Raw genomic sequence first — 25499 nt, 5'->3', positions numbered from 1 at the left:
GCTAATCGAAATTCCCCCATGTTTACGTTCCCGTTTTGTGCACAACAACTGGAATAAATCTTCTGTAAAAGGCAATAAATTCATATCATATCCCATTATGGACATCTGATACAAATTTTATACAGAAAAATTAAACGCGACGACGTTTTGGCGGACGGCACCCGTTATGTGGAACAGGAGTAACGTCTTTGATAGCAGTAACTTCAAGACCAGCAGCTTGAAGCGCACGGATAGCAGCTTCACGACCTGCACCAGGTCCTTTAACAGTTACTTCCAAAGTTTTCATGCCATGTTCCATTGATGTCTTTGCAGCAGTTTCGGCAGCCATTTGAGCCGCGAATGGAGTAGATTTACGAGAACCTTTGAATCCAAGCGCACCGGCACTAGACCAAGAAACCGCGTTTCCATGAACATCAGTGATCGTTACAATCGTATTGTTAAAAGTGGAACGGATATGAGCGATACCTGCTTCAATATTCTTTTTAACACGACGTTTACGTGTATTAGTTTTACGAGCCATTTATATGAACCTCCTTTGCCGATTACTTCTTCTTGTTCGCAACTGTCTTACGAGGACCTTTGCGGGTACGAGCGTTGTTTTTCGTATTTTGTCCACGAACAGGTAAACCACGACGATGACGTAAACCGCGGTAGCAGCCGATTTCCATCAAACGTTTAATGTTTAGGGAAACCTCACGACGAAGGTCACCTTCAACCTTTAATCTGTCGATGATATCACGGATTTTGTTTAATTCGTCTTCAGTCAAGTCGCGTACACGAGTATCTTCAGAAACGCCAGCTTCTGCCAATACTTTTTGTGCAGTCTTTTTACCAATACCAAAAATGTAAGTTAAAGAGATAACTACACGCTTTTCACGTGGAATATCTACACCAGCAATACGTGCCATTTAAAATGTGCACCTCCCTTATTATTAGCCTTGTTTTTGTTTATGTTTAGGGTTTTCACAGATAACCATAACTTTACCGCGTCTACGGATGACTTTGCACTTTTCGCAGATCGGTTTAACAGATGGTCTTACTTTCATGATCCTAACCTCCTTGGTAATACGGAGTGCTTCAGTTATTTAAAGCGGTAGGTAATTCTTCCGCGTGTCAAGTCATATGGAGAAAGCTCTACAGTTACTTTGTCTCCAGGAAGAATCCGGATGAAATGCATGCGGATTTTACCGGAAACATGAGCCAGCACCGTATGACCATTTTCCAATTCTACCTTAAACATCGCATTCGGCAAAGTTTCAATGACTTTACCTTCAATTTCAATAACATCATCTTTGGCCACGGGTCTCGTCTCCCTTCTCTTTTTAAAAATTGCGTTCGTCAAAACCAGTAATGTAAAGCGGCTTTTGTAATTACACAGTGTCAACCTTACAATTCTAACATAAAGACCAACCGCTGTCCTCTAGTAATGTTTACTAAACCAATCGGCAGCAGAAAAAGTACTTTATCTCATGTAAGTCTTGCCCCAAACCGTGTACTGCATACTTGTGTATGCTAGAAAAACCATTGTGCTTACATACTTTTCAATCTTATTGGAGATATTCGAGAGTCGCTTGCCCGGTAAGTCCTAAGGGCTTCGCAGAGATGATCATTCAGCTTAAACCCCCAAGCAGTTCTTGAATATCAGTAAACACCTTGTGAATATCCTGCTGACCATCGATCGTGCGCAAATAACCCTTTGTTTCATAAAAAGTCAATAATGGCTCTTGTTGTTTGATGTTGACGTCCAAACGATTTTGCACCGTTTCGGCATTATCATCCGCACGCTGATATAACTCCCCGCCGCAACGGTCGCATACGCCTTCTTTTGCCGGCGGATTAAACACGAGATGATAAGTTGAACCGCAATCTTTGCAGATCCGGCGTCCTGTCAAACGCTCCATTAAGATACTTTTGTCCACGTTTATATTAATCACATAGTCAATTTTCTTGTTTAACTCAACTAATAGATTTTCTAACGCTTCCGCTTGAGGTACGGTTCTTGGAAAGCCATCCAGCAAGAAGCCTTTTTGGCAATCATCTTTGCCAAGACGTTCACGGACAATTCCGATTGTAACCTCATCGGGTACAAGCTCGCCTTTATCCATGAAGGACTTTGCCTTCAAACCCAGTTCAGTACCTTCCTTCATCGCTGCACGGAACATATCTCCAGTAGAAATATGAGGGATGCCGTATTGCTCGACAATTTTTTCAGCCTGGGTGCCCTTGCCGGCTCCCGGTAGCCCCATTAATACTAAGTTCACACGTATTCCCCCTCGTGCTATGTGTAGGTTTTGGGGCCCGATGAGGGTCCCGCTAAACCTATTATTTTATAAATCCTTTATAATGACGTTTAACTAATTGGGCTTCAAGCTGCTTATACGTTTCTAGCGCAACACCGACAACAATGAGCAAGCTTGTTCCGCCAATTTGCGCCGATTGCGGCAGGTTCGCAATTTTAATAAATAAAACTGGAAGTACAGCAATCACAGAAAGGAAAATAGCACCGACAAATGTTAAACGATATAAGACGCGTGTTAAATATTCTTGCGTGCTCTTACCAGGACGAATTCCCGGAATATAGCCGCTTTGCTTTTGTAAGTTTTCCGCTGCTTGTTCAGGGTTAACTTGAATAAAGGCATAAAAATATGTGAACGCGATTATCAATGCTGCATAAAGAATCATCCCAATTGGATGAGAATAGTCAAATACTCTCATAATCCAAGCCGTAACATCATTCGTTGGGAAGAATGAAGCGACCGTTCTTGGTGTAACTATAAATGAAACAGCAAAGATAACAGGGATAACGCCGGCTGCGTTAACCTTTAACGGCATGTGTGTCGACTGTCCGCCGACAGGGTTACGACCGACTGCCATTCGCTTTGCATATTGAATTGGAATCTTACGTGTTGCTTGCTGGATGAAGATAACCCCAACAATAATTGCGAGAATCGCTAGTGCAATTAAGATGACTGTAACGATGTTTAGGAATAGCTTATCGCCTGCATTTTCAAACTGTTGAACAAACATTTGATTCATTACAGTTGGAATGCCGGCAACGATACCAGCAAAGATGATGATGGAAATACCATTTCCCACACCTTTAGCTGTAATCTGCTCACCTAACCACATCAAAAACGCAGTACCTCCTGTTAACACCACCGCAATTAACAAATAAGTGCCGATTCCTGGATTTAAAATTAACTGTCCATTAGACATGTTGTTAAATCCATAAGACATACCCAATGCTTGGATAAAGCCTAGCACAATCGTAAAATATCGGGTAAACTGAGCCAGCTTGCGACGGCCTGATTCCCCTTGCTTCGACCATTCAGTGAATTTCGGGACAACGTCCATTTGCAGCAACTGAATGATAATAGAAGCCGTGATGTAAGGCATGATCCCCATGGCAAAGATGGAGAATTGCTTTAACGCTCCACCGCCGAATGTATTTAGGACTCCAAACACACTCAGCTTATCTTGCGCCGCAAGAGCCTCTGCATTTACACTTGGAACCGGTATAAAGGTACCGATCCGAAAAACTACTAACATTAAAAGGGTGAATATGATCTTTCGACGTATATCACCCACGCGCATAAAATTGGAGATTGTCTGGAACATTAGATCACCTCAGTGGTTCCACCAGCAGCTTCGATCGCTTCCTTAGCAGCAGAGGAGAATTTGTGAGCTTTAACAGTCAGCTTTTTCTCTACGTTCCCTTTAGCAAGAATTTTGATTCCTGCTTTTTCGTTACTTACTACGCCTGTTTCGATAAGAAGTTCTGGAGTAACTTCTGTACCTTCCTCAAAGCGGTTTAAAGCATCAAGATTTACAACTGCATATTCCTTGCGGTTAATGTTTGTAAATCCACGCTTTGGCAAACGACGGAATAAAGGCGTTTGACCACCTTCAAAACCTACGCGTACACCGCCGCCTGAACGGGCTTTTTGACCTTTATGACCTTTACCCGCAGTTTTACCTTGGCCGGATCCGATACCGCGGCCTAAGCGCTTGCGCTCATGACGAGACCCTTCAGCAGGTTTTAACTCATGAAGTTTCATATTGGCACCTCCTTATGAAAGAAAACAATCGATTATTGTTCTTTTACTGTTACAAGGTGAGCAACTTTATTAATCATACCGCGAATAGCAGCGTTGTCTTGATGCTCAACTGTTTGATTCATTTTTCGTAAACCTAGCGCTTTAACTGTTTCGCGTTGGTCCTCTGGACGACCGATCACGCTACGGCTGAGGGTAACTAAAAGTTTATTCGCCATTTGATTTCCCTCCTTATCCTAACAGTTCTTCTACTGATTTCCCACGTAATTTCGCTACGTCTTCAGCACGTTTTAATTGTTTTAGACCTTCTACAGTGGCGCGTACCATGTTAATTGGAGTGTTTGTTCCCAAGGATTTAGAAAGGATATCCTGAACGCCAGCCAATTCAAGTACGGCACGAACTGGACCACCAGCGATAACTCCAGTACCTTCAGAAGCAGGCTTTAACAGAATTTCGCCAGCGCCAAAGCGGCCAATTACCTCGTGAGGAACGGTTGTTCCAACCATCGGTACTTCGACCAAGTTTTTCTTTGCATCTTCGACAGCTTTGCGGATTGCATCAGGTACTTCTTGTGCTTTACCGGTTCCAAAGCCAACATGACCGTTTTTATCTCCGACTACAACAAGAGCAGAGAAACGGAAACGACGTCCGCCTTTAACTACCTTCGCAACACGGTTAACCGTAACTACGCGTTCTTCTAGTTCAAGTTTGTTTGGATCAATGCGACGCATTATTTTATGTCCCTCCTTTGTCTATTAAAATTGTAAGCCGTTTTCGCGGGCTGCATCCGCTAATGCTTGAATACGGCCATGGTATAAGTAACCTCCACGGTCAAAAACAACATTAGTGATACCTTTTTCTACCGCACGTTTAGCGACTAATTCGCCAACCTTTTGAGCAGCTTCAACATTGCTGGTTGACTCAAGGTTTAGTTCTTTATCTAATGTAGAAGCACTTGCTATAGTAACTCCTAATACGTCATCGATTACCTGAGCATAAATATGCTGGTTAGAACGAAACACGTTTAGACGTGGACGAGCAGAGGTACCGCTAAGCTTCGCACGAACACGACCATGTCTTTTCTTGCGAGTAGCGTTTTTGTCTTGCTTCGTAATCATTTACGTCACTCCTTTCGTTTACTTATGCGGCATTACTTACCTGTTTTACCTTCTTTACGACGAACAAATTCGCCTTCGTAACGAATCCCTTTGCCTTTATACGGCTCCGGAGGACGAACTTGGCGGATGTTGGCAGCTAATTCACCAACGCGTTCTTTGTCAATACCTCTAACAGTAATTTTTGTGTTAGCAGGCACTTCAATTTCAAGTCCGGTTTCAGGTTCAAATTCTACTGGGTGAGAGTATCCAACGTTTAATACAAGTTTGCTACCTTGCTTTTGAGCACGGTATCCAACCCCGATTAACTCTAATCTCTTTTCGAATCCTTGAGCAACACCTTCAATCATATTCGCAAGTACCGCACGTGTTGTACCGTGCAATGCGCGGTGCTCTTTCACGTCAGATGGACGAGTGATCGTTACAGTGTTCTCTTCGATGTTGATTGCAATTTCAGGATTAAAAGAACGAGTAAGTTCGCCTTTTGGTCCTTTTACAGTAACAGTGTTGTTGTTATTTGTAATTGTTACTCCTGCTGGAATTTCAATAGGCTTTTTTCCTATACGAGACATTTAGTGCACCTCCATTCATTCAAAAAATCGATTACCAAACGTAAGCTAAAACTTCTCCGCCGATTTGCTTGGCACGAGCTTCTTTATCAGTGACCACACCTTGTGAAGTTGAAACAAGTGCGATTCCAAGACCGTTAAGTACGCGAGGTACTTCAGTTGATTTAGCATAAACGCGAAGACCAGGCTTGCTGATGCGCTTAAGACCTGTAATAACACGTTCGTTATTTGCACCGTATTTTAGGAAGATACGGATGATACCTTGTTTGTTATCTTCGATATATTCAACGTCACGGACGAAACCTTCACGCTTCAGGATTTCAGCGATTTCTTTTTTAATATTAGAAGCAGGCACTTCTAATTTTTCGTGACGTACCATGTTCGCATTACGAATGCGAGTGAGCATATCTGCAATTGGATCTGTCATGACCATTAATTTTTACCTCCTTCCACAAGCTCTAGTTTTACCAGCTAGCTTTTTTAACACCAGGAATTTGTCCTTTATATGCTAATTCACGGAAACAAATACGGCAAAGCTTAAATTTGCGATATACAGAGTGTGGACGGCCGCAACGTTCGCAGCGTGTGTACTCTTGTACTTTGAATTTAGGCGTGCGTTTTTGTTTCGCAATCATTGACTTTTTAGCCACGTTTTCGCCTCCTTATTTAGCGATTACTTTTGGAATGGCATTCCGATTAGAGTTAAAAGTTCACGGGACTCTTCATCAGTTTTTGCCGTTGTTACGATAACAATATCCATTCCACGAACTTTGCTTACTTTATCGTAATCAATTTCAGGGAAAATTAATTGTTCTTTAATCCCTAATGTGTAGTTTCCACGGCCATCGAATGCTTTTTTGGAAATACCGCGGAAGTCACGTACACGTGGTAAAGAAACAGAAACTAATTTGTCCAGGAATTGATACATGCGCTCACCACGAAGGGTTACCTTTGCGCCGATAGGCATGCCCTCACGAAGACGGAAACCTGCAATAGATTTCTTCGCGCGAGTTACAAGCGGCTTTTGACCAGTGATCGTAGCCAATTCATCGACTGCATTATCAAGAGCTTTGGCGTTTTGAACAGCGTCACCTACACCCATGTTAACAACGATCTTTTCAATCTTTGGTACTTCCATTACTGATTTATAATTGAACTTGCTCATAAGAGCTGGAGTAATTTCCTTAAGATACTTTTCTTTTAGGCGGTTCATCTATTGTACCTCCCTTCTTAATTTAAACTATTTATCTAAAACTTCACCGGATTTTGCTACGCGTACTTTTTTGCCATCAACCACTTTGTGTCCAACACGTGTTGGGTTACCAGTCTTAGGATCGATAGGCATTACATTTGACACATGAATAGGAGCCTCGAAGCTGATGATTCCGCCCTGTGGGTTAGCTTGAGAAGGTTTTGAATGTTTTTTAACAATGTTCACACCTTCAACAAGTACACGGTTCTCTTTAGGATAAGCAGCCAGGATTACGCCTGTTTTGCCTTTATCCTTACCAGTCATGACTCTGACCTTATCACCTTTTTTTACATGCATCCGTAAGCACCTCCTTAAAGGCATTTGGATTATTATTATAGAACTTCTGGAGCTAAAGATACGATTTTCATAAAGTTGTTGTCGCGAAGTTCGCGGGCAACTGGTCCAAAGATACGAGTGCCACGAGGGCTCTTATCTTCTTTGACAATTACACATGCGTTTTCATCGAAACGGATGTATGAACCGTCAGGACGGCGGACACCGCTCTTTGTACGCACTACTACTGCTTTAACTACGTCACCTTTTTTAACAACGCCACCTGGTGTTGCTTGTTTTACGGTGCAGACAATGATATCGCCGATGTTAGCTGTTTTGCGGCCGGAACCACCAAGAACTTTAATCGTCAGTACTTCACGAGCACCAGAGTTGTCAGCAACTTTTAAACGTGATTCTTGTTGAATCATGTGTGTAACCTCCCTTCGGAATCAAAGAATATCCGAACAATTAAATAATAACTGCTTTTTCTACTACTTCAACTAAACGGAAGCGCTTTGTAGCTGAAAGCGGGCGAGTTTCCATGATACGTACGATATCGCCGACTTTTGCCTGATTTTGCTCATCATGAGCTTTGTACTTTTTAGAGTACTTAACGCGTTTACCGTAAAGTGGATGCTTTTTGTATGTTTCAACAAGAACGGTAACAGTTTTGTCCATTTTGTCAGAAACAACGCGTCCAGTGTAAACCTTGCGTTGGTTACGTTCACTCATTCTTCGTGAACCCCCTCTCCTAGTTTCTACTTGTTAACGCTGATTTCTCTCTCATGAATCACAGTTTTCATGCGAGCGATCGACTTGCGTACTTCACGGATACGAGCTGTATTTTCAAGTTGTCCCGTCGCCAATTGAAAGCGAAGATTGAAAAGCTCTTCCTTTAAAGATTTCACTTTTTGTTCAATTTCAGCAGTGGTAAGGTCACGAATTTCATTAGCTTTCATTTGATTCACCACCAATTTCTTCACGTTTTACAAACTTGCATTTTACTGGAAGTTTGTGAGCTGCAAGACGAAGAGCTTCGCGTGCGATTTCTTCAGATACGCCAGCAAGTTCAAACATGACTTTGCCAGGTTTTACAACCGCTACCCAGCCTTCAGGTGAACCTTTACCGGAACCCATCCGCACTTCAAGAGGCTTTGCAGTGTATGGTTTGTGAGGGAAAATTTTAATCCAAACTTTACCGCCACGTTTCATATAACGAGTCATTGCACGACGTGCAGCTTCAATTTGACGGTTTGTAATCCATGAAGCTTCCACTGCTTGCAAACCGAATTCACCAAATGTTACTTCAGTGCCGCCTTTAGCGTTACCACGCATTTTTCCACGGTGTTGACGGCGAAATTTTACGCGTTTTGGCAATAACATATTATTTGCCTCCTTCCTCGGATTTCTTCTTAGTAGGAAGGACCTCTCCACGATAGATCCATACTTTAACACCAAGTTTTCCATAAGTAGTGTCTGCTTCTGCTGTAGCATAATCGATATCAGCGCGAAGAGTATGAAGTGGAACAGTTCCCTCGCTGTAGTGTTCAGAACGAGCGATATCGGCACCACCTAAACGACCAGATACCATTGTTTTGATACCTTTCGCACCTGCACGCATTGCACGTTGGATCGCTTGCTTTTGAGCACGGCGGAAAGATACACGGTTTTCTAATTGACGAGCAATATTTTCTGCAACAAGCTTCGCATCAACATCAGCTCTCTTAATTTCAAGAATATTGATGTGTACACGCTTGCCAGTTAATTGATTTAACGCTTTACGAAGTGCTTCAACTTCAGTGCCGCCTTTACCGATTACCATACCAGGCTTTGCAGTATGAACAGTTACGTTAACACGGTTTGCAGCACGTTCGATTTCAACTTTAGAAACGGAAGCATCTTTTAAACGTTTCGTGATATATTCACGAACTTTAATGTCTTCGTGTAAAAGATCAGCAAAGTCTTTGCCTGCATACCATTTAGATTCCCAATCACGGATGATCCCGATACGCAAACCGACTGGATTTACCTTTTGACCCACTGATTATCCCTCCTTCTTTTCTGATAGAACGATTGTAATATGGCTAGTGCGTTTGTTGATTTGGCTTGCACGGCCTTGTGCGCGAGGACGGAAACGTTTTAAAGTTGGTCCTTCGTCTACGAATGCCTGCTCAACAACTAGGTTATTTACGTCCATTTCATAATTGTGTTCCGCGTTTGCCATAGCGGATTTCAATACTTTTTCAACGACTGGAGAAGCAGCCTTCGGAGTCAGATTTAAAATCGCCACCGCTTCACCAACTTGCTTACCTCGAATTAAATCAACGACTAAACGTACTTTACGAGGAGCAATACGGACTGTTCTTGCAACAGCTTTAGCTTGCATTAGGATGCCCTCCTCTCTTAACGTCTTGTTTTCTTATCATCGTTACCGTGACCTTTGTAAGCGCGCGTTGGAGCGAATTCTCCAAGCTTGTGTCCTACCATGTCTTCGGTAACATACACAGGCACATGTTTACGGCCATCATAAACTGCGATCGTATGACCGATAAATTGTGGGAAAATCGTAGAACGACGAGACCAAGTTTTGATAACTTGTTTCTTATCAGTTTCATTTAACTTTTCAACCTTAACCATTAAATGATCATCAACGAATGGTCCTTTTTTTAAGCTGCGACCCATGAATGAACCTCCCTTCGTGATTGTTCTACGGTTCTATCCTTGAACCGTAGGTCAAACACGTTATTTTTTACGACGACGAATAATAAGTTTGTCGGATTTGTTTTTCTTCTTACGAGTCTTGTAACCAAGAGTCGGTTTGCCCCAAGGAGTCATTGGAGACTTACGTCCGATTGGTGAACGTCCTTCACCACCACCGTGTGGGTGATCGTTAGGGTTCATAACAGATCCACGTACAGTTGGGCGTTTGCCTAACCAGCGGGAACGACCTGCTTTACCGATGTTGATTAGTTCGTGCTGTTCGTTACCTACCTGACCGATAGATGCACGGCACTCAGATAGAATCATACGAACTTCGCCGGAAGTTAAACGTACAAGTACGTATTTTCCTTCTTTACCAAGAACTTGTGCAGAAGTACCTGCTGAACGAACTAATTGTCCGCCTTTTCCTGGTTTTAATTCGATGTTGTGTACAACAGTACCAACCGGAATGTTAGCTAGTGGAAGAGCATTACCTACTTTAATGTCAGCTTCAGGACCTGACATAATTTCCATACCAACTTCCAAGTTTTTAGGAGCTAAGATATAACGCTTTTCTCCATCCGCATAATTAATTAATGCGATATTTGCAGAACGATTTGGATCGTACTCGATTGTGGCAACGCGTCCTGGAATGCCATCTTTGTTACGTTTAAAGTCGATTAAACGATATTGACGCTTATGGCCGCCACCTTGATGACGAACAGTTAACTTACCTTGGTTGTTACGGCCGCCTTTGCTCTTTAACGGAGCTAATAAGGATTTTTCTGGAGTGCTCGTTGTAATTTCAGCGAAATCAGAAACTGTCATGCCGCGACGACCGTTAGAGGTAGGTTTGTACTTTTTAATCGCCATTTTATTTCCCTCCTCTTCTTAGTGAATTTTAGCTTTCAAAGAATTCGATTTCTTTGCTGTCAGCTGTTAATTTTACAATTGCTTTACGACGTTTGTTTGTATAGCCGCCGAATTTGCCCATACGCTTGAATTTGCCTTTATAGTTCATGATGTTTACTCTTTCAACTTGAACACCAAAGATTTCTTGTACAGCATCTTTGACTTGTGTTTTGTTGGCTTTTACATCAACTTCGAACGTATATTTCTTTTCAGCAATTAGGTCAGTAGAACGTTCAGTGATAACGGGGCGCTTAATGATATCGCGTGCATCCATTATGCAAGCACCTCCTCTACTTTTTCAACCGCTGCTTTAGTCATGATCAATTTATCATGGTTTACAACGTCTAAAACGTTGATTCCATCAGCAGTTACAACTGTTACACCAGGAATGTTACGAGCAGATAATGCTACGTTTTCATCAAGGTCAGCAGTAACGATTAACGCTTTTTTCTCAACAGAAAGACCATTTAAAACAGCTTTGAAGTCTTTTGTTTTTGGCGCTTCAAATGCTAAGCTTTCCAATACTAAGATGTTTTCTTCTAACACTTTAGATGATAAAGCTGATTTGATCGCTAAACGACGAACTTTTTTAGGCATTTTATAGCTGTAGCTGCGTGGTGTTGGACCAAATACAGTACCGCCTCCGCGCCATTGTGGTGAACGAATGGAACCTTGACGAGCACGTCCTGTTCCTTTTTGACGCCATGGTTTACGGCCACCGCCTGCTACCTCAGAACGAGTTTTTACTTTATGAGTTCCTTGACGTAGAGAAGCTCTTTGCATAACAATTGCTTCGAATAATACGTGTTGGTTAGGCTCAATACCAAATACTGATTCATTAAGTTCGATTTCACCAACTTGTGAACCGCCTTGGTTTAATAATGCTACTTTAGGCATTCCTTTGTTCCTCCTTTCTCAGAAAGTGACTATGCTTTTACCGCACCTTTAATTTTTAGTAATGCTTTTTTAGCTCCTGGAACGTTACCTTTAATCAAAAGTAAGTTGCGCTCAGCATCAACTTTTACGATTTCAAGGTTTTGTACAGTTACTTGCTCTCCGCCCATGCGACCAGGTAATAATTTACCTTTGAAAACGCGGTTTGGAGCAACAGGTCCCATTGAACCAGGGCGACGATGATAACGAGAACCGTGAGCCATTGGGCCGCGTGATTGTCCATGGCGTTTGATTGAGCCTTGAAAACCTTTACCCTTTGAGATTCCTGTAACATCTACTAAATCGCCAGCAGCGAAAATATCAACTTTGACTTCTTGACCAACTTCAAAGCTTGCTAAGTCGTTTCCGCGGAATTCGCGAATGAAGCGCTTAGGAGCAGTATTTGCTTTTGCTACGTGGCCTTTTTCAGGTTTGTTTGATAGTTTATCACGTTTGTCTTCGAAGCCTAATTGAACAGATTCATAACCGTCTGTGTCAACAGATTTCTTTTGAAGAACAACGTTTGGAGCTACCTCAACAACAGTTACCGGAATTAAGTTGCCGTTCTCTGCAAATACTTGAGTCATACCAATCTTTCTTCCTAAGATTCCTTTGGTCATGTAAGTCACACCTCCTAAATTTTTGTGTGTTTATTGTGATTAAAGCTTAATTTCGATATCAACACCAGATGGTAAATCCAATCTCATTAACGCATCCACTGTTTGCGGAGTTGGGTTAACGATGTCGATTAGACGCTTATGTGTCCGCATTTCAAATTGTTCACGAGAATCTTTGTACTTATGAACCGCACGAAGAATGGTGTAAACAGACTTTTCAGTTGGAAGCGGAATCGGACCGGACACTGCTGCACCTGAACGTTTTGCTGTTTCAACGATTTTTTCTGCAGATTGATCAAGGATTCTGTGATCATATGCTTTTAAGCGGATACGAATTTTTTGTTTTGCCATTATTTTCCCTCCTTTATTCGCCTATTTTTGAAAATAGACATACTCTGTGGAAATTTCCCACACACTCGCCATGGCAAAGCGGCCGGGTGTGTCAGCAACCTCCCACATCATCGCAGTCAAAGACCAACATTGTCTATTATACATAAATCCAATGTCAAACGCAACATTTATCACGATTTTTTTTACTGTCTTTGACCTGAACACCTTTACTATTATATAGACTCAGATTGTTGATTTCAACAGCTTATTAAAATCTCCAGAAATCTCCTAATTGAAAGGGATTACAGCTTGAAATCTATATATATAGAAGAAACATGCATTTTTTAAAATATACATAAAAGAGCAGCCGGATCGTCACCCGGCTGCTCTTTATCTGTTAATTACTCAGCGATAGTTGTGATTGAACCTGATCCTACTGTACGGCCACCTTCACGAATTGAGAACTTAGTTCCTTCTTCGATCGCAACTGGAGCGATTAGCTCAACAGTCATTTCGATGTGGTCGCCAGGCATTACCATTTCAGTACCTTCTGGAAGTGTAATGATTCCAGTGATATCAGAAGTACGGAAATAGAATTGTGGACGGTAGTTTGAGAAGAATGGAGTATGACGTCCACCTTCTTCTTTTGATAATACGTAAACTTGTGCTTTAAACTTTGTGTGTGGAGTGATGGACTTTGGCTTAGCCAAAACTTGTCCACGCTCGATTTCTTCACGAGCTACACCACGAAGAAGAGCACCAATGTTGTCCCCAGCTTCAGCAAAATCAAGAAGCTTACGGAACATTTCTACTCCTGTTACAGTAGTAGATTTTGGCTCTTCAGTGAAACCTACGATTTCAACTACGTCACCAACTTTAACTTGGCCACGCTCTACACGGCCTGTAGCAACTGTACCACGGCCAGTGATTGAGAATACGTCCTCAACCGGCATCATGAATGGCTTGTCAGTGTCACGTGTTGGGTTTGGAATATAGCTGTCAACAGCTTCCATAAGTTCAACGATTTTTTCTTCCCACTCTGGTTCTCCTTCAAGAGCTTTAAGAGCAGAACCTTTGATTACAGGAATGTCATCTCCTGGGAAGTCATATTCAGATAGAAGGTCGCGAACTTCCATTTCAACTAGTTCTAATAATTCTTCGTCGTCAACCATATCACACTTGTTCATGAATACAACAAGGTAAGGTACGCCTACCTGACGAGAAAGAAGGATGTGCTCACGTGTTTGTGGCATTGGGCCGTCAGCAGCAGATACAACAAGGATACCGCCGTCCATTTGAGCAGCACCAGTAATCATGTTCTTAACGTAGTCAGCGTGTCCTGGGCAGTCAACGTGTGCGTAGTGACGGTTTGCTGTTTCGTACTCAACGTGAGAAGTTGAGATTGTGATTCCACGCTCTTTTTCTTCTGGAGCGTTGTCGATTTGATCATAACCGCGAGCTTCTGCACCGCCAATTTTAGCGAGAACAGTAGTGATTGCAGCTGTTAATGTAGTTTTACCGTGGTCAACGTGACCAATTGTACCAACGTTAACGTGTGGCTTGGAACGGTCGAATTTAGCTTTACCCATTAGGAAAATCCTCCTTTAATAAATAAAAGTTAAGTATATTTTAAGTGGAACTGCTAGTCAGGCTTCCGCCTAGATAACAGTTCCAAATATTACATAAGTAGTTATACTTTATATAAAGGCGAAAATCAATTATTCGCCTTTATTTTTTTTGATAATTTCTTCAGAGATTGATTTTGGCACTTCTTCGTAATGGTCAAAGTGCATGGAGAATACTCCACGGCCTTGAGTGCTTGAACGAAGTGATGTCGCATAACCAAACATTTCTGAAAGTGGAACCATCGCACGAACCACTTGGGCATTACCACGAGCGTCCATACCTTCAACGCGACCGCGGCGTGCAGTGATTTGTCCCATGATATCTCCTAAATATTCTTCAGGGATAACAACTTCGACTCTCATGATTGGTTCAAGGATGACTGGTGAACACTTGGATGCAGCATTCTTAAGCGCTAGAGAAGCAGCGATCTTAAACGCCATTTCCGAGGAGTCAACATCATGGTATGAACCATCGAAAAGTCTTGCTTTGATATCAACCAACGGATAGCCGGCAAGTACGCCTCTTTCAAGGGCATCCTTTAAACCTGCTTCAACAGCTGGGACATATTCACGAGGTACTACCCCACCGACAATACCGTTTTCGAATTCGAACCCTTTACCAGCTTCGTTTGGTGAGAATTCGATCCAAACATGTCCGTATTGTCCGCGACCACCGGACTGACGCGCAAATTTACCTTCTACTTGCGCAGAAGAAGTAAATGTTTCACGATAAGCAACTTGTGGTGCACCTACGTTCGCTTCAACCTTGAATTCGCGACGCATACGGTCAACGATGATATCAAGGTGCAGCTCACCCATACCGGCAATGATAACTTGTCCAGTTTCCTGGTTCGTATGTGCACGGAATGTTGGGTCTTCTTCTTGAAGCTTTTGCAGCGCAGTTGTCATTTTATCCTGGTCAGCTTTTGACTTCGGTTCAACCGAAAGTTCAATAACTGGCTCTGGGAATTGCATGGACTCAAGGATAACAGGGTTTTTGTCATCACATAGAGTGTCACCAGTAGTTGTATCTTTTAACCCAACAGCTGCAGCAATGTCACCGGAGTAAACTGTTGTGATTTCCTGACGGTGGTTGGCGTGCATTTGCAGGATCCGTCCGATACGCTCACGCTTTCCTTTAGTAGAGTTCTGGACATAAGAACCAGAATCTAATGTACCGGAGTAAACGCGGAAGAACGTTAATTTACCAACATAAGGGTCAGTCATTACTTTGAATGCAAGTGCTGAGAATGGCTCTTCATCGCTTGAGTGACGCTCAACGATCTGATCTTCATCATCAACAGCATGACCTTTAATTGATGGTACATCTAGTGGAGATGGAAGGTAATCAATTACCGCATCCAACATTGGCTGAACACCTTTGTTTTTAAATGCAGACCCACAAACTACCGGATAGAATTCAACGTTGACAGTACCTTTACGAATGCCGGCTTTCAGCTCTTCGATGGTGATTTCTTCACCGCCAAGGTACTTTTCCATCAATTCTTCATCAAGTTCAGCAACTGCTTCAACTAATTTCTCACGCCATTCCTCAGCTAGAGCTCTATACTCCTCTGGGATTTCCACTTCTTGTACATCTGTTCCCAGGTCGTTACCGTACATTCTTGCAGTCATTTCTACAAGGTCGATAATGCCTCTGAACTGATCTTCTGCACCGATTGGCAGTTGAATTGGATGAGCGTTTGCCTGAAGGCGGTCATGGATTGTCTTAACAGAATATAAGAAATCCGCGCCGATTTTGTCCATCTTGTTTACGAATACCACACGTGGTACACCGTAAGTTGTTGCTTGGCGCCAAACTGTTTCAGTTTGAGGCTCAACACCTGATTGTGCATCAAGTACTGCAACCGCACCATCAAGTACACGGAGGGAACGTTCAACTTCCACTGTGAAGTCCACGTGTCCCGGAGTGTCGATGATGTTTACGCGGTGGTTTTTCCACTGGGCAGTTGTAGCGGCGGAAGTAATAGTGATTCCGCGCTCTTGTTCCTGCTCCATCCAGTCCATCTGAGACGCACCTTCGTGAGTTTCACCGATTTTGTGAATCTTACCGGTGTAATAAAGGATACGCTCAGTAGTCGTGGTTTTACCAGCATCAATGTGAGCCATGATACCGATATTACGAGTCTTTTCTAAGGAGAACTCTCTTGGCATTGGGTCTTTCTCCTTCCTAGTATGAGTGTGTTTTTATTTTTGAAGGTAAAATTACCAACGATAGTGAGCAAACGCTTTGTTTGCTTCTGCCATTTTATGTGTATCTTCACGCTTCTTGACAGATGCACCAGTGTTGTTGGCAGCATCCATGATTTCGTTAGCTAAACGCTCTTCCATCGTTTTTTCACCGCGAAGGCGTGAATAGTTAACTAACCAGCGAAGACCAAGAGTTGTACGGCGGTCAGGACGCACCTCAACTGGAACTTGGTAGTTGGCACCGCCGACACGGCGTGCTCTAACTTCTAGAACTGGCATGATATTTTTCATCGCTGCTTCAAATACTTCCATTGGATCTTTACCAGAACGCTCACGGATTGTATTGAATGCAGAGTAAAGAATTTCTTGAGATTTACCTCTTTTACCGTCGATCATCATCTTGTTGATAAGACGAGTAACTAATTTTGAATTGTAAAGTGGATCTGGTAACACGTCTCTCTTTGCTACAGGACCTTTACGTGGCATGCTTTTTCCTCCTTTCAAAGAAGCTTTCTATTTTAATGAGATTATTTTTTTGCTGCTTTCGGACGCTTAGTACCGTATTTAGAACGGCCTTGCATACGATTGTTAACGCCAGCTGTATCAAGTGCTCCACGTACGATATGATAACGTACCCCTGGTAAGTCTTTTACACGTCCGCCACGGATAAGAACAACGCTGTGCTCTTGCAGGTTGTGGCCGATACCAGGAATGTATGCAGTCACCTCAATACCGTTTGTCAAGCGTACACGAGCATATTTACGTAACGCTGAGTTCGGTTTCTTCGGAGTCATTGTACCAACACGAGTACATACCCCGCGTTTTTGTGGTGATGATACGTTAGTTTGTGATTTTTTAAAGCTGTTGTAACCTTTATTAAGTGCTGGAGAATTTGACTTCTCTGCCGTTGATTGACGCGGCTTGCGCACTAATTGGTTAATAGTAGGCATTTGTTTTTCCTCCCTTCACTATTTGTAAGCCCACACATCCAGGTGGTTCATTTTTTTGCAAAAACAAAGTTTTTGCAGACTGCTCGATCTACAAAAACAGTTTTTAACGGATAATAGCTACAGCTGCAGCACCTACTTCAATCCTGCATGCCTTTCCGAGTTTTTTCATCGAATCGACATATTGGACCGGAACGCCTAGCCTTTCTGCTTCATTCACTGCGGGACTCGTTACTTTCGCTTCCGCATCTGCCGCAATGATCAGCTCTTGTACTATGCCTTCTCTTAGTGCCTTAACTGTTTGTTTTGTTCCTATAATGACCTTGCTCGCCTGTAATACTTTTTCATAAGACATTTTGATATCCTCCAAAGTATCAGGTGTATAGGAGCACCTTTGATATATTAACATCTTGCCAATTATATGTCAACCATACTTTTAATATTTTTCTTAAAATACGGTACCTGCCATCAGGCAAGTACCGTTAATATTGTTATTCAACCGTAATCGGTTCTTCGGATGTTGTATCGCGAAGTACAGGCTCTGCTTTGCGGTAACGCTGCATTCCTGTTCCCGCTGGTACAAGCTTACCGATGATTACATTCTCTTTCAAGCCAAGCAGTTCATCGCGCTTGCCTTTGATGGCCGCATCGGTAAGAACTCTTGTTGTTTCTTGGAAGGATGCTGCCGATAAGAACGAATCTGTTTCAAGAGACGCTTTGGTAATACCGAGCAGCACCGGACGGCCTGTTGCTGGCAGTTTGCCATTTAACAATGCCTGTTCGTTAGCATCGGTAAATTGGTGAATATCAAGAAGCGTTCCTGGAAGCACGTCTGTATCGCCAGCATCGCTAACACGAATCTTGCGGAGCATTTGACGGACCATTACCTCTACGTGTTTGTCACCAATTTCAACCCCTTGCATCCGGTAAACTCTTTGAACCTCACGGAGCAAGTATTCTTGAACAGAAATAACATCTTTCACTTTAAGAAGCTCTTTCGGATCAATTGATCCTTCTGTTAACTCATCTCCACGCTCAATATGGTCGCCTACAGCTACCTTTAAGCGGGCTGTATATGGTGCATTATAGGTTCGTGATTCCACTTCGCCTTGAACGACGATTTCATGCTGGCGGTCACGGCCTTCGTTAATGCCTACAACCACACCATCAATTTCGGAAATAACGGCCTGGCCTTTAGGATTACGCGCCTCAAAGATTTCCTGGATACGCGGCAGACCTTGAGTGATATCGTTACCAGCAACACCGCCCGTATGGAATGTACGCATGGTCAACTGTGTACCAGGCTCACCGATGGACTGCGCTGCGATAATACCAACCGCTTCGCCCACTTCCACCTCTTGGCCAGTAGCCAAGTTGCGTCCGTAACACTTCTTACATACCCCATGACGGGTATTACATGTAAATGCTGAACGGATTTTCACTTCTTCAATACCCAAATTCGTGATTAGTTCGGCAAGGTCTTCGGTAATCAATTCATTTTCCTTCACGATGACTTCGTTCGTTTCTGGATGCTTAATTGGATTACGCGCATACCGGCCAATTAAACGCTCTTCAAGCGTCTCAATGATTTCTGTGCCATCCTTAATGGCACCTATCGTAAAGCCGCGGTCAGTACCGCAATCGTCTTCACGGACAATGACATCCTGGGCAACGTCAACAAGACGGCGTGTCAAGTAACCAGAGTCAGCTGTCTTAAGTGCTGTATCAGCAAGTCCTTTACGGGCACCGTGCGTCGAGATAAAGTACTCTAATACGGTTAATCCTTCACGGAAACTTGATTTAATTGGCAATTCGATGATACGTCCTGCCGGGTTGGCCATCAAACCACGCATACCAGCAAGCTGGGTAAAGTTCGAGGCGTTACCACGGGCACCGGAATCACTCATCATGAAGATAGGGTTCGTTTTATTCAAGGACTTCATCAACTTGCCCTGAATGACATCTTTCGCCTGGCTCCAGATGGAGATAACACGGTCATAGCGCTCATCTTCCGTAATCAAACCACGTCTGAACTGCTTTGTAACATTATCCACTTTAGCTTGGGCATCATGAAGGATCTGCTCCTTCTCGCCAAGAACGACGATGTCGGCAACACCTACAGTTATACCAGCTTTTGTGGAGTATTTAAAACCAAGGTCTTTCATGCGGTCAAGCATTTTTGACGTTTCAGTGATTTTGAACCGCTTGAATACTTCCGCAATGATGTTTCCAAGGATTTTCTTTTTAAACGGATCAATCAGTGGCATTGATTGAATCTTCGCCAAGATATCTTCGCCTTTTTCAACGAAATATTTCTCAGGTGTTTTAACCTCTAAATTATCCCTTGTAGGCTCGTTGATATAAGGGAATGATTTCGGAAGAATTTCGTTAAATACAAGCTTACCTACAGTTGTAATTAGCAGTTTGTTATTTTGCTCTTCCGTAAACGTTTCATTATTTAACGAACCTGCATGGACGGCAACCCGGGTATGAAGGTGTACATAGCCGTTTTGATATGCCAGCAAGGCTTCATTTGTATCTTTAAAAATCATACCTTCGCCGACGGCGCCTTCCCGCTCTAGGGTTAAGTAATAGTTACCCAATACCATGTCCTGAGACGGTGTAACAACCGGCTTACCATCTTTAGGGTTCAAGATGTTTTGTGCCGCAAGCATTAATAGACGGGCTTCTGCCTGCGCTTCAGCTGAAAGCGGAACGTGAACGGCCATCTGGTCACCGTCGAAGTCGGCGTTGTAAGCCGTACAAACGAGCGGGTGCAAGCGAATCGCGCGCCCTTCAACCAATGTCGGTTCAAAGGCCTGAATTCCCAGTCTGTGAAGCGTAGGGGCACGGTTTAACAGAACCGGATGTTCTTTAATGACATCTTCAAGGACATCCCAAACATCAGGTGATACCCGTTCGATTTTGCGTTTTGCCGATTTAATGTTGTGAGCAAGTCCTTTTTCGACAAGCTCCTTCATAACGAATGGCTTGAATAGTTCCAGCGCCATTTCCTTTGGAAGTCCGCACTGGTACATTTTCAGGTTAGGGCCGACGACGATAACGGAACGGCCGGAATAGTCAACCCGTTTTCCAAGCAAGTTCTGACGGAAACGTCCCTGTTTTCCTTTTAACATATGAGAAAGCGACTTTAACGGACGGTTACCTGGTCCTGTAACCGGACGACCGCGGCGGCCGTTGTCGATTAGCGCATCGACAGCTTCCTGCAGCATCCGCTTTTCGTTTTGCACGATGATGCTTGGCGCACCCAAATCCAATAAACGCTTTAAACGGTTGTTTCGGTTGATCACCCGGCGATAAAGGTCATTAAGGTCAGATGTGGCAAATCTGCCCCCATCCAATTGGACCATCGGACGCAGTTCCGGCGGAATGACCGGTAGAACATCAAGAACCATCCAGGATGGCTCGTTGCCAGAGTTACGGAACGCTTCCAGGACCTCAAGGCGCTTAATCGCCCGCGTACGACGCTGGCCTTGTGCTGTTTTAAGCTCTTCTTTTAACGCATCTACTTCTTTGTCCAAATTAATATCGGAAAGAAGCTTTTTGATCGCTTCGGCACCCATCGACGCCTGGAACTTATTGCCGTACTTTTCACGATAGGCTCGGTATTCCTTTTCAGATAGCAATTGTTTCTTTTCAAGTGCGGTATCACCGGATTCGGTTACCACATAGGAAGCAAAATAAATGACTTCCTCCAAAGCGCGAGGTGACATATCCAAAACAAGCCCCATCCGGCTTGGTATTCCTTTAAAGTACCAAATATGGGATACAGGAGCTGCCAGTTCAATATGACCCATACGTTCACGGCGAACTTTTGCGCGGGTTACCTCAACACCGCAGCGGTCACAGACAACACCTTTATAACGGACACGTTTGTACTTGCCGCAGTGACACTCCCAGTCCTTTGTCGGACCGAAAATTCTTTCACAGAATAAACCGTCTTTTTCCGGCTTTAACGTACGATAGTTGATTGTTTCAGGTTTTTTCACTTCACCAAATGACCACGAACGGATCTTATCAGGCGATGCAAGACCAATTTTCATATACTCAAAATTATTGACGTCAAGCATAGGGGGCCTACCTCCCTTTTTATGTCCAGGTTTTACCCTTCAATACAGCTAAAAAATAAAAAGCGCACTTAAGAACAGCCATAGCTTGTTCTTGGAAAAGCTATTCTCTTTAAGTGCGCTTTTACTTGATTTACTCTTTTGAACCGACTTTTTCAGATTCAAAGCTTGGTGCATCAGGAACAATGTTTAAGGTGTCGACCTGTTGTAAGTCGTCCTCATCTTCCATATCACGCATTTCAATTTCTTCTTCATCGCCGGATAGGATTTTAACATCCATACCTAAGCTTTGAAGTTCTTTGATTAATACTTTAAATGATTCAGGAACGCCTGGTTCCGGCACATTTTCGCCTTTGACAATGGCTTCGTAGGTTTTCACACGGCCAACCACATCGTCGGATTTAACTGTAAGAATTTCCTGAAGCGTGTATGCAGCACCATATGCCTCAAGTGCCCATACCTCCATCTCTCCAAAACGCTGTCCGCCGAATTGTGCTTTACCACCAAGCGGCTGCTGCGTAACAAGGGAGTATGGTCCTGTTGAACGGGCATGCAATTTATCATCAACCATGTGTGCCAGTTTAATCATATACATAACACCAACAGAGACACGGTTATCGAACGCCTCGCCAGTACGGCCATCATAAAGAACCGTTTTGGCATCACGTGCCATACCAGCTTCTTCAATCGTTGACCAAACATCTTCTTCCGTAGCACCGTCAAATACCGGTGAAGCGACATGAATGCCGAGTGCTCTAGCGGCCATACCAAGATGAAGTTCAAGCACCTGTCCGATGTTCATCCGCGATGGTACCCCGAGTGGGTTTAACATGATATCAACCGGTGTTCCGTCAGGAAGGAATGGCATATCCTCTTCCGGTAAAATTCTCGAGATAACCCCTTTGTTACCGTGGCGTCCCGCCATTTTATCCCCTGCGGAGATTTTCCGTTTTTGTACAATATAGACACGAACAAGTTGATTCACGCCTGGAGGCAGTTCATCGCCATCCTCGCGGTTAAATACTTTCACATCGAGGACAATACCGCCGCCGCCGTGCGGAACACGAAGCGACGTATCACGGACCTCGCGGGCTTTTTCACCGAAAATGGCATGAAGCAAACGCTCTTCAGCGGTAAGTTCTGTTACCCCTTTTGGTGTCACCTTACCAACTAGCAAGTCGCCGTCTTTCACTTCGGCACCAATACGGATAATTCCGCGCTCATCCAAGTTGCGGAGTGCATCTTCGCCGACGTTTGGAATATCGCGGGTAATCTCTTCAGGCCCAAGCTTTGTATCACGTGATTCTGATTCATATTCCTCAATATGAATCGAAGTATATACATCGTCTTTCACAAGACGTTCACTCATAATAATCGCATCTTCATAGTTATAACCATCCCATGTCATAAAGGCAACGAGAACATTACGGCCTAATGCCAATTCACCTTTTTCCATGGAAGGGCCGTCAGCAAGGATTTCACCCTTGACAACGCGGTCGCCCACAGAAACGATTGGACGCTGATTATAGCATGTTCCTTGGTTCGAACGGACAAACTTTAACATCCGGTACTTGTCAAGATCGCCTTTGACCTCTTGGCCATCGACTTCTTTAATACGGCGGACCCATACTTGACGGGCTTCAACGCGCTCAACAATTCCTTCATGCTTACAGATAACAGCGGCACCAGAGTCTTTACCCGATACATATTCCATACCTGTACCGACAATCGGCGCTTCCGGCTGCATCAATGGTACAGCCTGCCGCTGCATGTTCGCACCCATCAAGGCACGGTTCGAGTCATCGTTTTCAAGGAACGGAATACATGCTGTTGCTGCTGAAACTACCTGCTTCGGAGATACATCCATGTAGTCGACACGATCCCGCTTTACAACGGTGTTTTCACCACGGAAACGGGCAATGACTTCCTCATCCAAGAAGGAACCGTCATCTCCTAGACGTGAGTTCGCCTGTGCGGTTACATAATTATCCTCTTCGTCAGCAGTCAGGTAATCAATTCTTGATGTTACCTTACCGGTATCAGGATCGACTCGGCGATAAGGTGTTTCGATAAAGCCAAAACGGTTTACCTTCGCATAAGATGATAACGAGTTGATCAAACCGATATTCGGACCTTCCGGTGTTTCAATTGGACACATCCGCCCATAGTGAGAATAGTGAACGTCACGAACTTCCATTCCGGCGCGTTCACGAGTCAGACCCCCTGGTCCTAATGCCGATAAACGGCGCTTATGCGTTAATTCTGCCAGCGGGTTAGTTTGGTCCATAAACTGCGAAAGCTGGGAGCTTCCAAAGAATTCCTTAATTGACGCAATAACAGGACGAATATTGATCAATTGCTGCGGCGTAATCGTTGCTGTGTCCTGAATCGACATTCTTTCACGAACAACGCGCTCCATCCGTGATAAACCAATACGGAATTGGTTTTGCAGCAATTCGCCTACAGAACGAAGACGTCTGTTGCCCAAATGGTCGATATCGTCTGTATCGCCAACACCATGAAGCAAATCGAAGAAATAGCTGATCGACGCAATAATGTCAGCTGGTGTGATATTTTTAATTGGTTCAGCCACATAAGCATTGCCCAATACATTAATCACTTTTTCATTTTCATCGCCAGGTGCATAGATTTTAATTCCTTGAAGAACAATTTCATCATCCACAACGCCGCCAACTGGGTTATAGCTGCGGAAATTAATATTTTTCTCAAGTGCAGGCAAAATCCTATCAAGGTTTCTTCGGTCAAGAAGCGTTCCTTTTTCAGCGATAATTTCACCTGTTTCCGGGTCTGCTAGTGTTTCGGCCAGACGCTGATTGAATAGGCGATTTTTAATATGAAGCTTTTTATTTATTTTATAACGACCTACATTAGCAAGGTCATAGCGCTTAGGATCAAAGAACCGTGAAATCAATAGATTCTTCGCATTTTCAACGGTTGGAGGTTCACCAGGACGGAGTCGTTCATAAATTTCAAGCAACGCTTTATCGATACCTTCCGTGTTGTCCTTTTCAAGCGTATTGCGAAGATACTCATTATCACCAATCAACTCGATGATTTCTTGGTCTGAGCCAAATCCAAGTGCACGCAAAAGAACCGTTACAGGCAATTTCCTTGTGCGATCAATTCTGACATATACCACATCTTTGGCATCTGTTTCATATTCAAGCCAAGCGCCGCGGTTCGGAATGACAGTAGCCGTAAAGCCTCTCTTTCCGTTTTTATCCACTTTACCGTTGAAGTAAACGCTTGGGGAACGCACTAGCTGTGAAACGATAACGCGTTCTGCACCGTTGATGACAAAGGTGCCTGTTTCCGTCATTAACGGAAAATCGCCCATGAATACATCTTGATCCTTCACTTCGCCTGTTTCTTTGTTTACAAGACGTACCTTCACACGCAATGGAGCAGAATAAGTAACGTCCCGCTCTTTCGATTCTTCAACCGAATACTTTGGATCGCCAAGACTGTAATCAATAAATTCTAGTGATAGATTGCCGGTGAAGTCCTCAATTGGCGAGATATCCTGGAACATCTCACGCAATCCCTCATCAAGAAACCACTGATATGAAGAGGTTTGGATTTCAATAAGATTTGGCAATTCTAAAACTTCACTGATTCGTGCATAACTTCTCCGCTTACGGTGTCGTCCATACTGAACTAGTTGACCTGTCAACTGATTCACCCCTCAAATCAAGCGTTATTTAAAAATCTATTTACGTCTTTTAGAAGAATTTGTTGCCTTGCTAAAAGACAAAAAGAAAAAGGGTTTTTTCCCAAAAACCACATTTTCACATTTTGACTATTATTTTGTCATCATTTCCTTGTTATTCCGTTTTTATACTCGATTTTA

At 43.4% G+C, this 25499-nt stretch carries 34 protein-coding genes; all 34 read right to left on the bottom strand.

Annotated elements, in window-relative coordinates:
- Positions 1-130: 130 nt before the first annotated feature.
- The 34 genes from rpsK to rpoB all read right to left on the bottom strand — a co-directional run bounded on the left by rpsK (position 131) and on the right by rpoB (position 25322).
- Positions 131-520: a 30S ribosomal protein S11 gene (gene rpsK / locus M3234_RS25420; RefSeq protein WP_262307358.1), complete on the bottom strand. Its 390-nt coding sequence runs from the start codon at positions 518-520 to the stop codon at positions 131-133.
- Positions 521-542: 22 nt separating this feature from the next.
- Positions 543-908 carry a 30S ribosomal protein S13 gene (gene rpsM, locus M3234_RS25415; protein WP_066321326.1) on the bottom strand — a complete coding sequence of 122 codons (366 nt, stop codon included), beginning with the start codon at positions 906-908 and terminating at the stop codon, positions 543-545.
- Positions 909-932: 24 nt separating this feature from the next.
- Positions 933-1046: a 50S ribosomal protein L36 gene (gene rpmJ / locus M3234_RS25410; protein ID WP_000868344.1), complete on the bottom strand. Its 114-nt coding sequence runs from the start codon at positions 1044-1046 to the stop codon at positions 933-935.
- A gap of 35 nt (positions 1047-1081) precedes the next feature.
- Positions 1082-1300: a translation initiation factor IF-1 gene (gene infA, locus M3234_RS25405; RefSeq protein ID WP_007085268.1), complete on the bottom strand. Its 219-nt coding sequence runs from the start codon at positions 1298-1300 to the stop codon at positions 1082-1084.
- Positions 1301-1610: 310 nt separating this feature from the next.
- Positions 1611-2261, bottom strand: a complete 651-nt coding sequence (locus M3234_RS25400; RefSeq protein ID WP_262307357.1) for an adenylate kinase — start codon at positions 2259-2261, stop codon at positions 1611-1613.
- A gap of 61 nt (positions 2262-2322) precedes the next feature.
- On the bottom strand, positions 2323-3618 hold the full coding sequence (secY, locus tag M3234_RS25395) for a preprotein translocase subunit SecY (RefSeq protein WP_066321322.1): 1296 nt from the start codon (positions 3616-3618) through the stop codon (positions 2323-2325).
- Positions 3618-4058, bottom strand: a complete 441-nt coding sequence (rplO, locus tag M3234_RS25390; protein WP_066321320.1) for a 50S ribosomal protein L15 — start codon at positions 4056-4058, stop codon at positions 3618-3620. The genes secY and rplO overlap by 1 nt, the downstream gene beginning before the upstream one ends.
- A 32-nt stretch (positions 4059-4090) precedes the next feature.
- A complete protein-coding gene (gene rpmD / locus M3234_RS25385; RefSeq protein WP_066321317.1) occupies positions 4091-4273 on the bottom strand; it encodes a 50S ribosomal protein L30 in 183 nt (60 codons plus the stop codon).
- A 13-nt stretch (positions 4274-4286) separates the two neighbouring features.
- Positions 4287-4787, bottom strand: coding sequence for a 30S ribosomal protein S5 (rpsE, locus tag M3234_RS25380; RefSeq protein ID WP_066321315.1), 501 nt, complete (start codon positions 4785-4787; stop codon positions 4287-4289).
- Positions 4788-4811: 24 nt separating this feature from the next.
- Positions 4812-5174, bottom strand: a complete 363-nt coding sequence (rplR, locus tag M3234_RS25375; protein WP_262307356.1) for a 50S ribosomal protein L18 — start codon at positions 5172-5174, stop codon at positions 4812-4814.
- Positions 5175-5206: 32 nt separating this feature from the next.
- A complete protein-coding gene (gene rplF, locus M3234_RS25370) occupies positions 5207-5743 on the bottom strand; it encodes a 50S ribosomal protein L6 (protein ID WP_262307355.1) in 537 nt (178 codons plus the stop codon).
- 31 nt (positions 5744-5774) lie between these two features.
- Positions 5775-6173 carry a 30S ribosomal protein S8 gene (rpsH, locus tag M3234_RS25365; RefSeq protein WP_262307354.1) on the bottom strand — a complete coding sequence of 133 codons (399 nt, stop codon included), beginning with the start codon at positions 6171-6173 and terminating at the stop codon, positions 5775-5777.
- A gap of 31 nt (positions 6174-6204) precedes the next feature.
- Positions 6205-6390 carry a 30S ribosomal protein S14 gene (gene rpsN / locus M3234_RS25360; RefSeq protein WP_001085700.1) on the bottom strand — a complete coding sequence of 62 codons (186 nt, stop codon included), beginning with the start codon at positions 6388-6390 and terminating at the stop codon, positions 6205-6207.
- Between the two features lie 23 nt (positions 6391-6413).
- Complete coding sequence (gene rplE / locus M3234_RS25355; protein WP_262307353.1) at positions 6414-6953, bottom strand: 50S ribosomal protein L5; 540 nt, start codon at positions 6951-6953, stop codon at positions 6414-6416.
- 27 nt (positions 6954-6980) lie between these two features.
- Positions 6981-7289 carry a 50S ribosomal protein L24 gene (gene rplX, locus M3234_RS25350; protein ID WP_066321301.1) on the bottom strand — a complete coding sequence of 103 codons (309 nt, stop codon included), beginning with the start codon at positions 7287-7289 and terminating at the stop codon, positions 6981-6983.
- Positions 7290-7324: 35 nt separating this feature from the next.
- A complete protein-coding gene (rplN, locus tag M3234_RS25345) occupies positions 7325-7693 on the bottom strand; it encodes a 50S ribosomal protein L14 (protein ID WP_038538479.1) in 369 nt (122 codons plus the stop codon).
- A gap of 40 nt (positions 7694-7733) precedes the next feature.
- A complete protein-coding gene (rpsQ, locus tag M3234_RS25340; protein ID WP_066321295.1) occupies positions 7734-7997 on the bottom strand; it encodes a 30S ribosomal protein S17 in 264 nt (87 codons plus the stop codon).
- A 26-nt stretch (positions 7998-8023) separates the two neighbouring features.
- A complete protein-coding gene (rpmC, locus tag M3234_RS25335; RefSeq protein WP_262307352.1) occupies positions 8024-8224 on the bottom strand; it encodes a 50S ribosomal protein L29 in 201 nt (66 codons plus the stop codon).
- Positions 8214-8648: a 50S ribosomal protein L16 gene (gene rplP, locus M3234_RS25330; RefSeq protein WP_066321290.1), complete on the bottom strand. Its 435-nt coding sequence runs from the start codon at positions 8646-8648 to the stop codon at positions 8214-8216. Before rplP ends, rpmC begins: the two co-directional genes overlap by 11 nt.
- Position 8649: 1 nt before the next feature.
- Positions 8650-9306, bottom strand: a complete 657-nt coding sequence (rpsC, locus tag M3234_RS25325; protein WP_066321288.1) for a 30S ribosomal protein S3 — start codon at positions 9304-9306, stop codon at positions 8650-8652.
- Between the two features lie 3 nt (positions 9307-9309).
- Positions 9310-9651, bottom strand: coding sequence for a 50S ribosomal protein L22 (rplV, locus tag M3234_RS25320; protein ID WP_066321287.1), 342 nt, complete (start codon positions 9649-9651; stop codon positions 9310-9312).
- Positions 9652-9668: 17 nt separating this feature from the next.
- Complete coding sequence (gene rpsS / locus M3234_RS25315) at positions 9669-9947, bottom strand: 30S ribosomal protein S19 (protein WP_066321286.1); 279 nt, start codon at positions 9945-9947, stop codon at positions 9669-9671.
- Positions 9948-10007: 60 nt separating this feature from the next.
- Positions 10008-10838 carry a 50S ribosomal protein L2 gene (gene rplB, locus M3234_RS25310; RefSeq protein WP_066321284.1) on the bottom strand — a complete coding sequence of 277 codons (831 nt, stop codon included), beginning with the start codon at positions 10836-10838 and terminating at the stop codon, positions 10008-10010.
- A 28-nt stretch (positions 10839-10866) separates the two neighbouring features.
- Positions 10867-11151: a 50S ribosomal protein L23 gene (rplW, locus tag M3234_RS25305; protein WP_066321281.1), complete on the bottom strand. Its 285-nt coding sequence runs from the start codon at positions 11149-11151 to the stop codon at positions 10867-10869.
- Entirely contained in the window at positions 11151-11774 is a 624-nt protein-coding gene (gene rplD / locus M3234_RS25300; RefSeq protein ID WP_066321274.1) for a 50S ribosomal protein L4, read from the bottom strand. The genes rplW and rplD overlap by 1 nt, the downstream gene beginning before the upstream one ends.
- A gap of 29 nt (positions 11775-11803) precedes the next feature.
- The gene (gene rplC, locus M3234_RS25295; protein ID WP_262307351.1) at positions 11804-12430 is read right to left on the bottom strand and encodes a 50S ribosomal protein L3; all 627 of its coding nucleotides are present in this window, start codon (positions 12428-12430) and stop codon (positions 11804-11806) included.
- Positions 12431-12469: 39 nt separating this feature from the next.
- Complete coding sequence (gene rpsJ / locus M3234_RS25290; protein WP_007085291.1) at positions 12470-12778, bottom strand: 30S ribosomal protein S10; 309 nt, start codon at positions 12776-12778, stop codon at positions 12470-12472.
- Positions 12779-13158: 380 nt separating this feature from the next.
- A complete protein-coding gene (tuf, locus tag M3234_RS25285; RefSeq protein ID WP_066321270.1) occupies positions 13159-14346 on the bottom strand; it encodes an elongation factor Tu in 1188 nt (395 codons plus the stop codon).
- A gap of 129 nt (positions 14347-14475) precedes the next feature.
- Positions 14476-16557, bottom strand: a complete 2082-nt coding sequence (gene fusA, locus M3234_RS25280) for an elongation factor G (RefSeq protein WP_262307350.1) — start codon at positions 16555-16557, stop codon at positions 14476-14478.
- 51 nt (positions 16558-16608) lie between these two features.
- Positions 16609-17079: a 30S ribosomal protein S7 gene (rpsG, locus tag M3234_RS25275; protein WP_066321259.1), complete on the bottom strand. Its 471-nt coding sequence runs from the start codon at positions 17077-17079 to the stop codon at positions 16609-16611.
- A 41-nt stretch (positions 17080-17120) separates the two neighbouring features.
- A complete protein-coding gene (gene rpsL / locus M3234_RS25270) occupies positions 17121-17543 on the bottom strand; it encodes a 30S ribosomal protein S12 (RefSeq protein WP_262307349.1) in 423 nt (140 codons plus the stop codon).
- A 103-nt stretch (positions 17544-17646) separates the two neighbouring features.
- Entirely contained in the window at positions 17647-17895 is a 249-nt protein-coding gene (locus M3234_RS25265) for a 50S ribosomal protein L7ae-like protein (protein ID WP_262307348.1), read from the bottom strand.
- Positions 17896-18031: 136 nt separating this feature from the next.
- Complete coding sequence (gene rpoC / locus M3234_RS25260) at positions 18032-21631, bottom strand: DNA-directed RNA polymerase subunit beta' (RefSeq protein WP_262307347.1); 3600 nt, start codon at positions 21629-21631, stop codon at positions 18032-18034.
- A gap of 130 nt (positions 21632-21761) precedes the next feature.
- Positions 21762-25322 carry a DNA-directed RNA polymerase subunit beta gene (gene rpoB / locus M3234_RS25255; protein WP_262307346.1) on the bottom strand — a complete coding sequence of 1187 codons (3561 nt, stop codon included), beginning with the start codon at positions 25320-25322 and terminating at the stop codon, positions 21762-21764.
- Positions 25323-25499 lie beyond the last annotated feature (177 nt).

This window comes from Neobacillus niacini, from assembly GCF_023715785.1.
Classification (GTDB): domain Bacteria; phylum Bacillota; class Bacilli; order Bacillales; family Cytobacillaceae; genus Neobacillus; species Neobacillus niacini_E.
Note: the sequence above shows the minus strand (reverse complement) of the source record. Positions and strands in the feature narration are given on the sequence as shown.

Coding starts and splice junctions, on each gene's coding strand:
- rplW (WP_066321281.1), bottom strand. CDS start 11,151: ATGGATGCACGCGATATCATTAAGCGCCCCGTTATCACTGAACGTTCT.
- rpoC (WP_262307347.1), bottom strand. CDS start 21,631: ATGCTTGACGTCAATAATTTTGAGTATATGAAAATTGGTCTTGCATCG.
- fusA (WP_262307350.1), bottom strand. CDS start 16,557: ATGCCAAGAGAGTTCTCCTTAGAAAAGACTCGTAATATCGGTATCATG.
- rpmD (WP_066321317.1), bottom strand. CDS start 4,273: ATGGCGAATAAACTTTTAGTTACCCTCAGCCGTAGCGTGATCGGTCGT.
- rplE (WP_262307353.1), bottom strand. CDS start 6,953: ATGAACCGCCTAAAAGAAAAGTATCTTAAGGAAATTACTCCAGCTCTT.
- rplD (WP_066321274.1), bottom strand. CDS start 11,774: ATGCCTAAAGTAGCATTATTAAACCAAGGCGGTTCACAAGTTGGTGAA.
- secY (WP_066321322.1), bottom strand. CDS start 3,618: ATGTTCCAGACAATCTCCAATTTTATGCGCGTGGGTGATATACGTCGA.
- rpsS (WP_066321286.1), bottom strand. CDS start 9,947: ATGGGTCGCAGCTTAAAAAAAGGACCATTCGTTGATGATCATTTAATG.
- rplN (WP_038538479.1), bottom strand. CDS start 7,693: ATGATTCAACAAGAATCACGTTTAAAAGTTGCTGACAACTCTGGTGCT.
- rpmC (WP_262307352.1), bottom strand. CDS start 8,224: ATGAAAGCTAATGAAATTCGTGACCTTACCACTGCTGAAATTGAACAA.
- rpsJ (WP_007085291.1), bottom strand. CDS start 12,778: ATGGCAAAACAAAAAATTCGTATCCGCTTAAAAGCATATGATCACAGA.
- rpsK (WP_262307358.1), bottom strand. CDS start 520: ATGGCTCGTAAAACTAATACACGTAAACGTCGTGTTAAAAAGAATATT.
- rpsG (WP_066321259.1), bottom strand. CDS start 17,079: ATGCCACGTAAAGGTCCTGTAGCAAAGAGAGACGTGTTACCAGATCCA.
- rplP (WP_066321290.1), bottom strand. CDS start 8,648: ATGTTATTGCCAAAACGCGTAAAATTTCGCCGTCAACACCGTGGAAAA.
- rplR (WP_262307356.1), bottom strand. CDS start 5,174: ATGATTACGAAGCAAGACAAAAACGCTACTCGCAAGAAAAGACATGGT.
- rpsH (WP_262307354.1), bottom strand. CDS start 6,173: ATGGTCATGACAGATCCAATTGCAGATATGCTCACTCGCATTCGTAAT.
- rpsM (WP_066321326.1), bottom strand. CDS start 908: ATGGCACGTATTGCTGGTGTAGATATTCCACGTGAAAAGCGTGTAGTT.
- rplC (WP_262307351.1), bottom strand. CDS start 12,430: ATGACCAAAGGAATCTTAGGAAGAAAGATTGGTATGACTCAAGTATTT.
- rpsL (WP_262307349.1), bottom strand. CDS start 17,543: ATGCCTACTATTAACCAATTAGTGCGCAAGCCGCGTCAATCAACGGCA.
- M3234_RS25265 (WP_262307348.1), bottom strand. CDS start 17,895: ATGTCTTATGAAAAAGTATTACAGGCGAGCAAGGTCATTATAGGAACA.
- rpsE (WP_066321315.1), bottom strand. CDS start 4,787: ATGCGTCGCATTGATCCAAACAAACTTGAACTAGAAGAACGCGTAGTT.
- rpsQ (WP_066321295.1), bottom strand. CDS start 7,997: ATGAGTGAACGTAACCAACGCAAGGTTTACACTGGACGCGTTGTTTCT.
- tuf (WP_066321270.1), bottom strand. CDS start 14,346: ATGGGTAAAGCTAAATTCGACCGTTCCAAGCCACACGTTAACGTTGGT.
- rplF (WP_262307355.1), bottom strand. CDS start 5,743: ATGTCTCGTATAGGAAAAAAGCCTATTGAAATTCCAGCAGGAGTAACA.
- rplO (WP_066321320.1), bottom strand. CDS start 4,058: ATGAAACTTCATGAGTTAAAACCTGCTGAAGGGTCTCGTCATGAGCGC.
- rplB (WP_066321284.1), bottom strand. CDS start 10,838: ATGGCGATTAAAAAGTACAAACCTACCTCTAACGGTCGTCGCGGCATG.
- rplX (WP_066321301.1), bottom strand. CDS start 7,289: ATGCATGTAAAAAAAGGTGATAAGGTCAGAGTCATGACTGGTAAGGAT.
- rplV (WP_066321287.1), bottom strand. CDS start 9,651: ATGCAAGCTAAAGCTGTTGCAAGAACAGTCCGTATTGCTCCTCGTAAA.
- rpmJ (WP_000868344.1), bottom strand. CDS start 1,046: ATGAAAGTAAGACCATCTGTTAAACCGATCTGCGAAAAGTGCAAAGTC.